Source organism: Labrenzia sp. C1B70, from assembly GCF_000475395.1.
Classification (GTDB): domain Bacteria; phylum Pseudomonadota; class Alphaproteobacteria; order Rhizobiales; family Stappiaceae; genus Roseibium; species Roseibium algicola.
Map to the genome: position 1 here is coordinate 321,193 of NZ_AXCE01000034.1, position 14,285 is coordinate 335,477.

Sequence of the window (14,285 nt, forward strand, 5' to 3'; positions counted from 1 at the left end):
TACATTAAATTATACAGCAGTTTTGGTCTGGCGTGAGTACACGTAGCAAATGATTTCCGCAACTGCTCTGTAGAATTCCGGCGGGATCATCCTTTCAACTTCTGTAGCGGCGTAGAGGGACCGTGCAAGTTGCCGGTCCTCGATCACGGGAATATTGTTCGCCTCGGCGATCTCCCTGATCTTCAGCGCAATCAGATCCTGCCCTTTAGCTACAACAACCGGGGCAGGGTTTTGGTCCCCGTCGTAGCGCAAGGCAACGGCGAAGTGTGTCGGATTGGCAACAATGAGGGTTGCTTGCGGCACGGCTGACATCATGCGGTTTCGTGCCCGGTCGCGTGCGAGCGAGCGTTGCCGGGCCTTGACGATCGGGTCGCCTTCCATCTGCTTGTGCTCGTCCTTGATCTCCTGCTTGCTCATGCGCAGGTTCTTGCGCCAGTGCGAGCGGGACCAGAGAATGTCGACTGTAACCAGTAGAATGGTAACGATGCAGACGCCGGCGATCAGCTTCATCGATATCTGAAGGATCGCTTCGGGAAGTGCGCTTGGATCTGTGAACATGGCGTTGATCAGTTCCGCTTCATTCGCCCGGAACTGGCCATAGACAATGGCGCTGACCGTGGAGAACTTGAAGACTGCCTTGAGGAATTCCACAAGGCCCTGGGCTCCGAATATGCGGCTCCAGCCCTTCGCCAGCGAGAGCTTGGAGGCATCCGGCTTGATGCGGTGAAAAACGATGCTGGGCGTGTTCTGCAAAAAGGCGGACGCAAGACCGGACACGGCAAGCAGTGCGACAATCGGGGCGAGGAAGACCATGACCTCGATCGATACCGCATGGGAGAGCAGCAATGCGTCGGCGCTGTTTCCAAGATCCACTCCTCCCGAAAGGTCCAGAAGATGCGTCAGCGTTTGCACGAGCTGACTCGATGCCGATGTAACAACGAAACTGCCGATCAAGAGCGTCGCGATAAATGTTGCCAGAACGGGGGCTTCCCGTGAGACCGGGGTGTTGCCCTTTTCTATGGCATCGCTGATCTTTTTCTCGGTCGGTTCCTCTGTTTTTGAATCCTTGTCTTCTTCCGACATCCAGCCACCCGGTGTTCAGGCTCAGATCACGTCGAACCGCTTGCAAAGACGATCACGCAAAGAATGCGCCTTCGTCCTGCTTCGGATTCAGCTCGATTTCACCACGCGACGCCATTTCCAGCGCAAGGTTGGTGATCGCGCTGCGGGCATCCAGAACGTCGCGCTGAGCGGCCGGTTCGCCGGCTGCAAGTTCGTGTTCGGCGATACGACGTGCGCGTGATGTCAGCGATGACAGGATCACTTCCCGGAACTGGGCATTGGTTCCCTTCAGTGCCAGCACGATCCTGTCCGTCGGGATCTGATCGAAAATCGCCATGCGGGTCCGGGCGTTGAGATTGGTGATGTCGTCGAAGGTAAAGAGTAGCCCCTTCAGAAGTTCTGCGGTTTTCGGTTTCACCTCGTTCAGGTTCTCCAGAGCGTCTTCCATGTGCTCGCGGTCCATCTTGTTGAGAATGTCCGCCATGCGAGCATGGGAGTCGGCTTCCAGGGTGCCCGACAGGTTGAGCATGAAATCCTCATGCATGGTCTTTTCGACGTCGCGCATGATTTCCGGCACAACCGCCTTGATCGACAGCATGCGCCGGACAAGAGAGTTGCGCGTCTGGTTATTGATCTGGCCGAGAACCTTTGCTGCTGCACTCGGCTTTATTTTTGTCAGGATCAGCGCGGCGGTTTGCGGGTGTTCCTTAAGGAGATAGTTTGCGAACACCGTTTCGGAAACCGTGGTCAACCGGTCCCAGATGGACCGGTTGGAGTTGCCGAGCACGTCCGACATGATGTCTGCAAGCTGATCGTCCGGCAGGACACCTTCCAGCATTTTCTCCACTTCGTTGGCCGAACCATAAAGCGTCGTGCCATGAGAGAACTGCTCGATGAATTCTTCGGCCAGCCGATCAAGTTCTTCCGATGCCACCGTGCCGAGCTGAGCTGCGGAGACGGTGATCATCCGGATTTCTTCCTGATCGAAATGCCGGAGCAGTTTCTGCGAACTCGTCTTGCCCAGCGACAGCAGCAGAGCGGCCACGCGCTGTGTACCGTTCATTCGGCGGGCAGGCGGAGCTGGCGGCTTGGCCAGGTTTGCAGCGGTTGCTGCAGCGGCGTTGGCGGAATTCATCATTTTGTCACTTCAATCCTAAGGAGACAGCCTTGGGCAAACCGGAGAATGTGAGGCCGGAGAATTTCGACCTCAGATGTCCATACCGCCGGCCTGGGCGCTCATGATCTCCGTCAGCGAAACGCCGAAGCGCGAGTTGTCGTCTTCCACAACCACCACTTCTCCGCGGGCGATGACGCGGCCGTTGACCACGATGTCGATCGGTTCGCCGACACGATGATTGAGTGGAATGACTGCGCCGCGACCGAGTTTAAGGAGGTTGGAAACCAGCATGGTCGCAGATCCGAGAACCACCTGGATGTTCACGGGAATGCCGAGGATGGTGTCGAGATTTCGGTCGTCACCGATGGTATCGCCATTCTGGTTCTTTTCCGGCGATTCCACCTTGGCGAAACTCGCGGCATCGGCCGGGCGGGTTTTCGGGCCTTTTTCAGCGTCGATGTGATCGATGATTGTTTCGGACATTACATCTTATCCTTCTGGTTCATGGAGACCGTGCGGAACGGGCTTTGCAGCGAATTGTCGATACGGTGGACGCGCGTGGGCGCCTGTTGATGGACCTGGCCGCGATGAATGGTTGTTTCCTTGCGCCCGCCGGACTGAGCGGAACCGGCGGCGCCAGCAGTCTGCTCGCCTGCCGTGTCTTCGGCGAAGATGTCGATGTCGTCGCGAACGGGCGCAAAGCGTTTCGGGTCATGCAGGACGGCGGTCGCCTTGGAGAGCTCCTTCAGCTCCGCGCGCAGCACGGACTGCTGGCGCTTTGCCTCACGGGTCAGACCGTCGATTTCCGCGATCAGCTCCCGAGCATCGTCCATCCGGTTGCCGAGCGCATTGAGGATCTGGGCACCCTTGACGTTGATCTCCTGGATCGAGACCTCGATGCCGTCGAGTGCGAGGGCGGTCTGATCGAAGATACGCTGGTAGTCATCGTGGTAGCTGCCCAGTCGGCGCAGCTCCCGGTGCATGGAAAGCATCCGGACCGTGGTCGCGACAAGCGCGAGCAGGAGAACGCCATCAACGATTGCGGAGATCATCGAACAGATCCTTTTCTTCCTCATGGATGAGCTCTTCGATCTGCAACGTGTAGGATCCGTTCAACTGTCCAAGCTGGCAGGTGAAGACGGGCTGGTCGTTGCAGGCGAGTGTGACCGGAGAGCGGGCTGTCGCCTGAAGTTCGATGACCTGTCCGACCCGGAGGTTTGCAAGGTCGCCGAGCGACATTTCACGTTCTTCGAGAATGGCTTCCAGCTTGACTTCGGTGCGCTGGATCTCGTTGTGGAAATGCTGGGTCCACTGTTTGTCGCGGCTCGACATCTCACCGGACAGAACCTGGGAAAGGCGCTGCCGCAGTGGGTTCAGTGTTGAGTGCGGCATGACGATGAACACTTCGCCGCCGCGCCCGATTGCCTGTTGCAGCAGTCGGGCCACCACGGCCGGGTTGTTCCGCCGGCCGACCACCGCAAAGTCCATGCGGCTTTCGATGCGCTCGATCTTCAGCGTTGTTTCGGCAATCGGGGCAAAGCTCTCGGCAAGTGCCTTGGCGGCTACCTCGAACATGGTGCGCGCGATCCGCGTTTCGATATTCGAGAAGGGGCGTTCATCGTCGATGGGAGGCTCGGTCCCGTCAGCACCGAAGAGGACATCCACCAGTGTGAAGATGAAGTCCCGGTCGAAGCCGACGAGTACACGGGCATCCCATTCCGGAGAATAAAGCACGGCCACCAGCGCATTGGATTCGAACTCGTCGAGTACGTCGCCGATGCGGTTGTTTTCAACGTAGCTCACCGAGATGTAGGACGGTGAGGGGGACTTCTGGCGCATGGCGTCGGCCATCAGGCGAGCCATGCGGTCGAACACCACCGGAAGCATCGGCAGGCGGTCAACGGAAATTCCGGCGGCATCCAGCAGTCTGTCGGCGATCATCGCGCGTTCGGAGCTGGAAGCATTGGAGCTTGCGGTCGCTGCTTCGATCATGGCTTAGGCGGCTCCCTGCAGGTCCTGGACGTTATCGGCACCAGCGCCGCCAGCACTCATCGTCTCGTTTTCAACTTCGTCGATGGTTGGACGGTCGTAGTCGGAGATGGTCTTGCGGCCATGCTCAAGGGCGATCTGCGGATCGGCGCCGTTCATGAAGGCAAGCAGGGTCTGCTTGACGACGATGTAGGTACGAAGGCGGGACTCGCGGACGTTGCGGATCTTGGAGGCGATCGGGCCGAACAGCGAGTAGGAGAAGAAGATGCCGACAAACGTGCCCACGAGTGCCGCGCCAATCAGGCTGCCCAATAGCTGAGGAGACTGGTCGATTGCGCCCATGGCCTTGATGACACCGAGTACGGCGGCGATGATGCCGATGGCAGGCAATGCATCAGCGATGCTGCTCATGGCATGGTACGGCTTCATCTGGTCGCGGTGGATCGTGTGAAGTTCTTCGTCGACCAGCGCTTCGATTTCGTGAGCGCGGGCATTTCCGACGATGATCAGTCGGAAATAGTCGCAGATGAAGGTTGTCAGGCTGGCATTGCGCAGGACCGACGGATACTTCTGGAAAATCGGAGAAGTATTCGGGTCTTCAATGTGCGGCTCGACCTGGTTGCGGCCCTTGGCGCGCAACTCACGCATCAGGCCGTAAAGAAGTGCCAGAACGTCGAGATATTCCCGCTTGTTGGGAACTGCGTTGCGCAGCGCATCCGACACGGCAACCAGGGTTCCCCTGATTACTTTCATTGGATTGGCAACGACAAAAGCACCGATAGCGACGCCAAGAATAATGACGAGCTCCCACGGCTGCCAGAGGACGGAGACCTTGCCTCCGAGTGCGGCGAAGCCGCCTATAAGGGACGCGCCTGCTATGATCAGGCCGATAAGAATAGTCACCTAACAGCTCCCAACTGGTGTGGATTGCAACTCTGATTGGGAGGACGCTAGCGGCCGAGACTTGCCTGAAGCTGACGCGTGAAAGCCTTTTGAAAATCATCTCCGGCCGTCAGCCTGGCGTAAGGTTTGCGAGTGAGTGTTCCCCGAAAGCCTGCCCGCCATGGGCCCGCAATGGGGATAGAACCATGATCAATACATTGAGCCAGGTTCAGCTGGTCAGAACCAATATGGAACGCTCGCTGAAGACGGTCGCCGCGGACCCTATGGTCGAACGTCAGACCGAATATTATCGCGAGAACATCCGCAACATTAAGTCCATCGACGAATTCCTGGCTGATGATCGAATCTTCAACTACGCAATGACTGCCATGGGTCTGGAGGACATGATCTACGCGAAGGCGTTCATTCGGAAAGTGCTGGAAGAAGGCACGGACGAACGTGGCGCTTTCGCCAATCAGCTGGCCGACACCAAGTACAAGAATTTTGCTGAAACCTTCAATTTCAAGCGGTATGGCGAAACGACGACTTCTTTTGCCCGGACGCAGGACGCGATTGTACAGAAGTATCATCGGCAGACACTGGAAGTGCGCGAGGGTGAACAAAATCAGGGTGTCCGTCTGGCACTCTATTTCGAACGCCGTGCGCCCGATATCACCAACGCGTACGATGTTCTGGCTGACCGCGCGCTTGCCGAGGCCGTTTATACTTCCCTTGGCCTGCCGCAAGAATTTGCGATGACCGACATCGACAAGCAGGCAGCCTATCTGGAAGAACGTCTGGATTTCAGCAAGTTCGGAGATGCGGACTACCTGGCGAAATTCCTCAACCGGTTTTCGGCTCTCTATGACCTTTCCAACGGCCCGTCCGGCAACATGTCGCCAACACTTGCTCTTTATGGCAACGGCCGAGGGGTTATCCAGATGGGCGAGGGACTTTTGGCAAGCATCCAGAATTTCCGCCTCGGAGGCTTTTGATCCATGGAATCCGCTCTTTATGTCGCGCTGTCTGCGCAGGTTGCACTTTCGAACCGTCTGGAAACGGTTGCCAGAAACGTTGCCAATATGAACACAGCCGGCTACCGGGCAGACGAGGTCAAGTTCGCAGAGCTCGTCTCAAAGGCAGCTCAGGACAAGGTCAGTTTCTCCACCGGTGGCGAGAAATACATTTCCAGGCAGTACGGCAGTCTGAACAAGACCGACAATCCGCTTGATCTCGCAGTGGAAGGCGAAGCCTGGTTTGCAATCCGCGATGTCAACGGCAACTTGTCCTATACACGGGACGGGCGCTTGCAGATCGGCAATGACGGAACCTTGCGTACCTTGACCGGACAACAGATCCTGGGAGCAGGCGGGCAGCCGATTGCACTTGATCCGGATGCCGGGACACCCTTGATCACGCAGTCGGGCGAGATTTCCCAGGGCGACGTTGGAATTGTCGGCCAGGTCGGTCTGTTCCTGATCCCCGACGATGCCCAGCTCACGCGTGCTGAAAACTCGGCGGTCATTCCCGACAAGCCGGTTATTCCCGTGCAGACCTATGACACAAACGGCGTTCGCCAGGGATATGTCGAAGGCTCGAATATCAATCCCGTCCGGGAAATGACCAAGATGATCATGATCTCGCGCGCCTTTGAGAGCGCGACGAAGATGATCGATACCAGTAACGAAAGCCAGGAGAAGGCCATTCGCGAACTGGGGGCAACCTCATGACGGCGGTGGATGCAACACAGGCGGTGGGCAAGCCGATGGACCTCAATGCTGTCATGGATGGTTCGCCCGTCAAGGCAGCGCGGCCCGGGGTTTCGCCCAAGGCTGAAAACTCTGCCTTCAGTTTCGGTGATTTCATCGACGTGATCAATCCCTTGCAGCATATTCCGGGGATTGCGGAACTCTATCGATCGGTAACGAACGACGAGATTTCCGACAACGCCCGCAAGGCCGGCAATGCTCTTTACGGCTTCGCACTCGGCGGGCCGGTCGGATTGGGAGCGATGCTCGCCTATAACGAAGTCGGCGATCGCCTGAACAGCGGTCAAGAAAATGTCACGGCACAGCCCGTCGAAGTTGCGGAAGTGGCTCCTGCCGGCGAACCGGCGCCCACAAGCGAAGTTCCTGTGCCAGTGCGCAAGCCTGATGTTGAGCCAACCGCAACCGAAGCCGATAAGGCTGCTGGCACAGCCGTACTTGGTGAAACCGTGGCATCGGCTGGTCGCAAGGGCGCTCCGCCTACCGCTCTTGTCGATCTCATCAACAGCACTGGTGCGGCTCCCGGGCCAGATGGGGAAACAATGACATCACCCGACAAGTCTTCTTCGGGTAATGCCTCATCCGTTTCCTATCTCGACATGCCGGATAGTGCCACGCCATCGGGGCCGGTAATGCCTGACCAGCAGGGTCTTGACCGTCTCGCTTCGCACAAATCCAACCATCTGCCTCTCGATGTCTTGAAAGCTCTTCAGGAACGCCATGCCGAACGCTCCGTATCTGAACGCACTTGATCAAATCTCCGCGTCTTTGTCGGCCCTGGAAACTGAGATCGGGCCCGTCAAACTCAGCGGACGTGTGACCCAGGTTTCTTCCGAATCCATTCGCGTCTCCGGTCTTTCCCGCGTGGTTTGCCTGGGCGATCTGGTGCAGTTCGAAGGGCGGGCCGGCATCCGGCAGGGCGAGATCATCCGGCTCGACCAGAAGGACGTGGTAATCAAGCCATTGGAGCGCGTGACCGACATTGGCATCGGCAGCGTTGCTTCGGTCATGGGCGGACTTGCCATACATCCGGACATGAGCTGGCGCGGCCGGATCGTGAATGCGCTTGGTGAACCGATTGATGGGGCAGGGCCGCTTGCCCATGGTGTGGAAGCGTTTCTTCTTGACCGCGCACCGCCACCGGCGATGAACCGAAGCAAGATTTCCGAAGGCGTTCGAACCGGTGTGCGGGTGATCGATCTCTTCACGCCGCTGTGCGTCGGTCAGCGTGTCGGCGTTTTTGCGGGATCCGGCGTTGGCAAGTCCACACTTCTGGGCATGCTGGCCGGCTTTGGGGACTTTGACACGGTAGTGGTCGGTCTCGTTGGTGAACGCGGCCGCGAAGTGCGCGAGTTCATTGATGACATCCTGGGCGAGACCTTGGCGCATTCCGTTGTTGTCGCCTCGACTGGCGATGAAAGCGCCATGCAGCGCCGGCTTGCCCCCAAGACGGCCATGAGCGTTGCCGAGTACTTTCGTGCGCAAGGTCACAAGGTGCTGCTCATTCTGGATTCCGCCACCCGATTTGCCCATGCCGCACGGGATGTGGCGCTGGCGGCTGGGGAACCTCCTGTCGCCCGCGGGTTTCCGCCAAGCGTCTTTGCTGATCTTGCCCGCCTCATCGAACGCGCCGGACCTGGAAGCAGCGGCGAGGGCTCAATCACAGGGATCTTTTCCGTTCTTGTTGACGGTGACGACCACAACGATCCGGTTTCCGATGCAATTCGTGGTCTTCTGGATGGGCACATCGTACTGGATCGTCAGATTGCCGAGGCCGGCCACTATCCGCCGGTCAGCGTATTGAAATCCACCTCGCGGCTTGCCGACCGGGCCTGGACACAGGATCAGCAGGAACTTATCCATCGGATCAAGGGGCTGATATCCTACTATGAAGATACAAAGGATCTCCGCCTGATGGGCGGTTTCCAGACTGCGGGCGACGAAAAACTGGAAAAGGCCTGCAGACTTGTGCCCAAGATTTACGAAGCGCTGAGACAGCGCGCAGACCAGGTGGCACCGTCCGATCCCTTTGCAGACCTGGCCCAGGCTTTAGCTGCCGATACGTAAACCATTTTCCACATCTCTAGTATAAATACGAAATTGCCGCCTTGTCTGGCGGCGATTTTTGTATATATCAGTGTTACATCTTATTAAGGATTGCGGAAAAACGCGGTCCCCGGCATTTTAATAAATTTTTCTCTCAGTTTATTGGTAATGTCCGTGATTTTTTATTTAGTTTTCTATGTGGATATAAGAACTTCCCCCACTATAAATTCTGAAATAGTTGTCGAGTTAGGGAAGAAACGTTGACCTTGTGAAGCTCCAAAATTACGGATTCTACATTGGTAAAATCCAAGGGGCTGATATGTTCATAATCGTAGACTCAAGAGAGATAGTGACCGCAGGCTATGCCTCGGCATTCGACCGGGAAGGCTATGCCTCCCTGGAACTTCATCCATCGGAACTTCTTGACTGGCTGGAAATCACCTGTGCCCAGGATCTGGGCTCGGTTGACGCCATCCTTCTGGGAGAGTGTGAAGAAAGATGCGGCTACGTTGCATCGATCCGAAGCCGGTGTCCGGAAGCCCAGATCGTGGCTCTGGAAGATACCGCCAACCTTGAGAGCACGCTCGACCTGTTTTCCGCAGGTATGGACGATGTTCTGAAGAAGCCGGTTCATGTTCGGGAAATCATTGCCCGCGTCGGAGCTTTCCGCCGCCGGATCACTTCCCGGAACAATTCTGCCGGTACCGGTGCCATCGAAGTCTTCTTCGACGGTCGTGATCCAGTCGTCGGTGGGGACGTCATGGAACTGCCGCGTCGGGAACGCCGCATTCTTGAATATCTCGTCAAGAACAAGGGACGGCGTGTCACCAAGACACAGATCTTCAATGCTGTTTACGGCGTCATGAACGACGGCGTGGATGAATGTGTCGTGGAAAGCCACATCTCCAAGCTGCGCAAGAAATTGCGGAAAAAGCTTGGCTACGATGCAATCGAGTCGACGCGCTACATCGGCTACATGCTGAAAGACGCCACGGCCACCAAGCAGAAGGTTGCAGACACCCGGCGTCAGGTTCAGGCCTCGCCAGCAACCGCACACGCTGTAGAGGTTCCGGTTGACACCCGCACCACCACCAACAAGCCGTTTTTGTCAGTGGTCAATGCCTGATCGGAATAAGCTCAGAATATGAAGACCTTGCAAGGAACAATAATTTGCAATGGCAACGATCGAGCGGACTGGTATGAAAGTTTTGCCGGAGATAATTGCATGATGCGATGCCGCTCTAATTCGTCGAATTCAGGTTTTTTGTAGATGCAAGACTATCTGTTTTGCTGTGGAAAGAAGGCTCTTTCAATTTACAATTGATTTTTATGGAAAATTTAGAAAACCTACCCAGAATATACGACACACTGACGCTCTAATCACATGATCTCCGCTGCGCGGCGCATTGATGGGGCGAGGGGCAATATAGATGTGTCTGTGAATCAAGTATTGAAGAGACGGTCCGCAAAGGCGGTTCGGTTTTCGTCCTTGACCGGAAGCCATTTAAATCGGCGTTCTGCCGGAGTTTTATGAGCTGGAACGGACACCGTGAATTGAGGTGGGCGTCTTGACACTGAACGGCAGTACGTCGTTGCCATATACTCCCAAGGAGATGGGTCGTTCCAGCCTGTCCCGGACATTCATTCTCTATACGCTCGGTCTTTTCGCTGTTCTTGGCGTCATATTCATCGGCATTCTCACGAAGATCACGTGGGACGCCTCTCACGCACGCGCCATTCGTGTGACCGAGGCCTTCTTTCAGGCAACCAAACGCCCGTTTGAACGCGCCATCTGGACAGTCAATGCGGACGCGACCCTGCAGCTCATCCGCGGGTTGGAAAGTCTCGAAGTTGTCGAGAAAGTCTGGGTTGAAACACCTGACACAGGCAATTTCGGTGAACCTGTTACCGGGCCGCGCGCTGCCGAAGCTCTCAGTTATACACTCAATTCGCCCAGCACCATCCTGCACAAGGATGCAATCGGGCAGGTGTTCATTCTCATCGACCGCAACACGATTTCCTATGAAATCGTTTCGACTGTCGGGTTCATTGTCACCGCGATCATCGTCTATCTGCTGTTGCTCGCCATCGTGATCAGAACAGTCTTTCGCCGTCTGATCGGTCAGCCGCTTTCGGCAATCGTGGAATACCTTTCCACGCCGCGCCTGATCGAAGATCCACCCAAGGCCGAACTGATGCCTGGCCGTGTGGACGAAATCGGTATTCTCGCCGCCAGTCTCCAGTCCATGGTTCAGCGCCGGCATCTGGATTTGCAGAAAATTCAAGAATACCAGACTAATCTCGAGGACTTGGTCGCCCACCGGACGGAGCAGCTTAAGTTGGTGCAGGAAGAGCTTATCCAGGCAGATAATCTGGCCGCGCTTGGCGCGCTGGTTGCCGGGGTTTCGCACGAGCTGAACACGCCTCTTGGAAACGCGTTGATGGCGGCCACGACCATCAAGGATTCAACCGGTTACTTGCGTACCGAACTTGAAGAGCAGAAACTGAGCAAGGAAGCCCTGGAAAACGAAGTCGAACGTATTTCCGATACCGCGCATATCATCGAGAAGACACTCGGCCGGGCCCGCGAGCTCGTCGGGAACTTTCGTCAGGTGGCTGTCGACAGGCAGAGCGAGAAGAAGCGGTCTTTCAATTTCGACCACATCATTCGTGAAACTCTTGCAACACTGCAGCCGACGCTCAAGAAAACGCCTTTCAAGGTCGAGCTTGATCTCCATGCGAACGAAATCATCGACAGCTATCCTGGCGCGGTCAGTCAGCTTGTCTCGAATTTTGTCGAAAACGCCATCAAGCACGGATACGAGGGGCGCAGCGAAGGTCTGATCAAGCTGTCTTCCCAGGTGGTTCATCCGAAGGACAAGAACCGAAACAATTCGAACGAACGCAAGATTATCTTCAAATGTCAGGATTTCGGTGTAGGCATTCCGGAGAAGAATCTGAAAAAAGTATTCGAGCCGTTCTTCACGACGAAGTTCGGCAAAGGAGGATCCGGTTTAGGGATGGCGATTTGTTACCAGCTGGTCACCGAAGCCCTGAACGGAACCATCTCGGTGACTTCCAGCGTCGGGTCGGGAACGGAATTCATTATCGAATTCCCCGCCTTGGCCGCTCAGGACACCAGGAAGCCTCTCGGACAGAAGGTGCATTGAGATGGTGATGGACTTTCTTGCCCCGTCCGAGCCGGAAGTGAAGAAGATCACGAAGGCGCCCTGGAAAATCCTGATTGTCGATGACGATCCCGACGTACATGAAGTCACCAAGATCGCCGTTGGTGGATGCATCTTCGAAAATCGTCCGTTTGAACTTTTGCATGCTCTGTCGGCTCAGGAAGCCCGTCAGATCCTGTTGAAACACCCCGATATCGCGGTGGCGCTTGTCGATGTCGTCATGGAAAGCGATACGGCAGGTCTCGGGCTTGTGAGCTGGATCCGTTCCGAACTCGGCAATCATTTCACGAGGTTGATCCTGCGCACAGGTCAACCCGGGTATGCACCGCAGACCGACGTGATCATGAAATTCGACATCGACGGTTACACCGAAAAAGCCGAATTGTCGCGGACCAAGCTGATTACAGCCATCGTTACAGGTCTGCGCGGTTACAAGCTTGTCATGTCGCTTGAGACTAACCGCAAGAAGCTCAAACAGTTAAACGAGCATTTTGCAGCTATTGTCGAAAAGAACGCCCTGAGTGAATTTGCTGCGGCAGTCCTGAAGCATTTCACGGTTCTTGTCGGGCAACCTGTCGACAGCCTGTTGTGTGGTCTTGAGACGCTTCCCGACTACGGTTCCTTCGACAAGTCCAACGTCCGTGTGCTCGCGGCAACGGGAAATTTCGAGGACAAGATTGACCTGCCGGTGGACGTCATCAGTGACGATGCGATCCGCAATGCCGTGGCAAGATGTGTCGAGACGCAGGCAACATGCGCGTCGCCCAAAGGACTTGCTCTTCCGCTTGTCACCCGTAACGGCATGACAGGCGCGCTTTATCTCGGTATTTCCGAGGAGTTGCTGGAGGAGCTTGTCGGGTCGGAAGTCGTGCAGTTGTTTGTTTCCAACGTCGCGCTTGGCTACGAGAAGACCGGCCTTTTGGAGCATATTCGCAATCTTGCTTATGTCGATCGCGTGACCGGACTGTCGACATTCTCCGGTTTCATCGAAACCTTTCAGCGTCACGCCGCCAACGGTGCCAAATTGCTGGTCGTTCATTCCGACATCCAAAGGTTCCGTGTCATTGTCGACGGGATCGGCGACGAAAAGGCGGGCGCGGTCTTGAAACGGACCGGCCACCGCCTGTCGCAGACCTTCCCCGATGCGCTCACCATTGCCAGGAAGGAAAAGGATGAATTTCTTATCCTTCTGAAGGGCGGTGAAGAGAATACGATTCAGGATGTGGTTGCGCGGATCGAAGATGCTTTCCAGCAACCGATAACGCTCGAAGACAACCAGATCACCCTTCGACTGCGGCTGGGGTTTGCATCCACCGGCACCGAGACGCAGGGCGCGGAAGAACTCGTGCGTTTTGCTTCCATCGCTCTTAACGATGTGCGTCAGAAAGGGGTGACCAACCACGCGGTTTTTCATCCGCTGATGCAGGAGGCAGCCTTTGAGCGCCTGCGGCTTGCTTCGCTGCTTACCGGTAGTTCCAACCAGACGAAGTTTTCGCTGAATTATCAGCCGATCATGCACGCCCGGGACGAGAGCCTTGCGTCCTTCGAGGCCCTGATGCGGTTCCGTACCCCCAGTGGAACGTTCCTGAATACCGCTCGGATGATCGAAGCTGCCGAAGCCAGTGGTCTTATTACCGAAATCGGCGCATGGATGTTCAAGACGTCCTTTACCGAGTTCAGCAGCTTGACCGGAATTTCCGATGACGTTCGGTTGAATGTGAACCTGTCTCCCAGGCAGGTTCAGGCAAACCGGATCTACAAGGACATCGAAGATGCTGTGACAGCCGCGGAATTGCCGCTGGATCGCCTGGTCTTCGAGGTGACCGAAGGGCTGTTCCTCAGCAACGATCAGGTGACCCTGGCGTTCCTGACGTGGCTGCGTGACAAGGGGGCGCGCGTCGTTATTGACGATTTCGGCACCGGGTATTCCTCGTTCAGTTATCTGCGCAAGCTGCCGGTTGACGGTATCAAGATCGACCGAAGCTTTATCATGAATATGGATCAGGATGCGGATGCGCTTGCTGTCGTGAAGTCCATCATCGCCGTTGCGCAGGCGCTGGATCTGAACGTTACAGCAGAAGGTGTCGAGACTGTCGCCCAGAGAAACATCATGCAGGAGCTGCATTGCGACTACCTGCAAGGATATTTCTACGCCAAGCCTCTGGCGACCAATGACCTGTCCGGTTTCATCCAGAAGGCTGTCGAACCAGGCGTTGCCTTCGGATAAAACAGTTT

General features: G+C 56.2%; 13 protein-coding genes. 7 read left to right on the forward strand and 6 right to left on the reverse strand.

Annotated features, from left to right (window positions below; genetic code table 11):
- Positions 1-9 precede the first annotated feature (9 nt).
- The 6 genes from flhB to motA all read right to left on the reverse strand — a co-directional run bounded on the left by flhB (position 10) and on the right by motA (position 5,071).
- Positions 10-1,083: a flagellar biosynthesis protein FlhB gene (flhB, locus tag Q666_RS56125; protein WP_022998526.1), complete on the reverse strand. Its 1,074-nt coding sequence runs from the start codon at positions 1,081-1,083 to the stop codon at positions 10-12.
- Positions 1,084-1,135: 52 nt separating this feature from the next.
- A complete protein-coding gene (locus tag Q666_RS56130; RefSeq protein ID WP_022998527.1) occupies positions 1,136-2,200 on the reverse strand; it encodes a flagellar motor switch protein FliG in 1,065 nt (354 codons plus the stop codon).
- A 69-nt stretch (positions 2,201-2,269) separates the two neighbouring features.
- Positions 2,270-2,662, reverse strand: coding sequence for a flagellar motor switch protein FliN (gene fliN / locus Q666_RS56135; protein ID WP_022998528.1), 393 nt, complete (start codon positions 2,660-2,662; stop codon positions 2,270-2,272).
- Positions 2,662-3,231 (reverse strand): hypothetical protein, encoded by a 570-nt coding sequence (locus tag Q666_RS56140; RefSeq protein WP_022998529.1) that lies wholly within the window; start codon positions 3,229-3,231, stop codon positions 2,662-2,664. The genes fliN and Q666_RS56140 overlap by 1 nt, the downstream gene beginning before the upstream one ends.
- Entirely contained in the window at positions 3,212-4,171 is a 960-nt protein-coding gene (locus Q666_RS56145; protein WP_022998530.1) for a FliM/FliN family flagellar motor switch protein, read from the reverse strand. Before Q666_RS56145 ends, Q666_RS56140 begins: the two co-directional genes overlap by 20 nt.
- 3 nt (positions 4,172-4,174) lie before the next feature.
- Positions 4,175-5,071, reverse strand: a complete 897-nt coding sequence (motA, locus tag Q666_RS56150) for a flagellar motor stator protein MotA (RefSeq protein WP_022998531.1) — start codon at positions 5,069-5,071, stop codon at positions 4,175-4,177.
- A 185-nt stretch (positions 5,072-5,256) separates the two neighbouring features.
- Here motA and Q666_RS56155 point away from each other — a divergent pair, with 185 nt between their 5' ends.
- The 7 genes from Q666_RS56155 (at position 5,257) to Q666_RS56180 (ending at position 14,277) form a co-directional block, all read left to right on the forward strand.
- Positions 5,257-6,045, forward strand: a complete 789-nt coding sequence (locus Q666_RS56155) for a DUF1217 domain-containing protein (protein ID WP_022998532.1) — start codon at positions 5,257-5,259, stop codon at positions 6,043-6,045.
- Between the two features lie 3 nt (positions 6,046-6,048).
- Positions 6,049-6,780: a flagellar basal-body rod protein FlgF gene (flgF, locus tag Q666_RS56160; protein WP_022998533.1), complete on the forward strand. Its 732-nt coding sequence runs from the start codon at positions 6,049-6,051 to the stop codon at positions 6,778-6,780.
- Positions 6,777-7,568 carry a hypothetical protein gene (locus tag Q666_RS65150; protein WP_022998534.1) on the forward strand — a complete coding sequence of 264 codons (792 nt, stop codon included), beginning with the start codon at positions 6,777-6,779 and terminating at the stop codon, positions 7,566-7,568. Before flgF ends, Q666_RS65150 begins: the two co-directional genes overlap by 4 nt.
- A complete protein-coding gene (locus Q666_RS56170; RefSeq protein WP_022998535.1) occupies positions 7,537-8,883 on the forward strand; it encodes a FliI/YscN family ATPase in 1,347 nt (448 codons plus the stop codon). Before Q666_RS65150 ends, Q666_RS56170 begins: the two co-directional genes overlap by 32 nt.
- Positions 8,884-9,211: 328 nt before the next feature.
- Positions 9,212-9,988: a winged helix-turn-helix domain-containing protein gene (locus tag Q666_RS0133860; protein ID WP_022998536.1), complete on the forward strand. Its 777-nt coding sequence runs from the start codon at positions 9,212-9,214 to the stop codon at positions 9,986-9,988.
- 442 nt (positions 9,989-10,430) lie between these two features.
- Positions 10,431-12,032, forward strand: coding sequence for a HAMP domain-containing sensor histidine kinase (locus Q666_RS56175; protein WP_208993798.1), 1,602 nt, complete (start codon positions 10,431-10,433; stop codon positions 12,030-12,032).
- 7 nt (positions 12,033-12,039) lie between these two features.
- Positions 12,040-14,277, forward strand: coding sequence for an EAL domain-containing protein (locus tag Q666_RS56180; protein WP_208993799.1), 2,238 nt, complete (start codon positions 12,040-12,042; stop codon positions 14,275-14,277).
- Positions 14,278-14,285: the final 8 nt, after the last annotated feature.

Excerpts from the sequence above, each read along its gene's own strand:
- flhB (WP_022998526.1), bottom strand. The coding sequence starts at position 1,083 with ATGTCGGAAGAAGACAAGGATTCAAAAACAGAGGAACCGACCGAGAAA.
- Q666_RS56130 (WP_022998527.1), bottom strand. The coding sequence starts at position 2,200 with ATGATGAATTCCGCCAACGCCGCTGCAGCAACCGCTGCAAACCTGGCC.
- fliN (WP_022998528.1), bottom strand. The coding sequence starts at position 2,662 with ATGTCCGAAACAATCATCGATCACATCGACGCTGAAAAAGGCCCGAAA.
- Q666_RS56140 (WP_022998529.1), bottom strand. The coding sequence starts at position 3,231 with ATGATCTCCGCAATCGTTGATGGCGTTCTCCTGCTCGCGCTTGTCGCG.
- Q666_RS56145 (WP_022998530.1), bottom strand. The coding sequence starts at position 4,171 with ATGATCGAAGCAGCGACCGCAAGCTCCAATGCTTCCAGCTCCGAACGC.
- Q666_RS56155 (WP_022998532.1), top strand. The coding sequence starts at position 5,257 with ATGATCAATACATTGAGCCAGGTTCAGCTGGTCAGAACCAATATGGAA.
- flgF (WP_022998533.1), top strand. The coding sequence starts at position 6,049 with ATGGAATCCGCTCTTTATGTCGCGCTGTCTGCGCAGGTTGCACTTTCG.
- Q666_RS65150 (WP_022998534.1), top strand. The coding sequence starts at position 6,777 with ATGACGGCGGTGGATGCAACACAGGCGGTGGGCAAGCCGATGGACCTC.
- Q666_RS56170 (WP_022998535.1), top strand. The coding sequence starts at position 7,537 with ATGCCGAACGCTCCGTATCTGAACGCACTTGATCAAATCTCCGCGTCT.
- Q666_RS56180 (WP_208993799.1), top strand. The coding sequence starts at position 12,040 with ATGGACTTTCTTGCCCCGTCCGAGCCGGAAGTGAAGAAGATCACGAAG.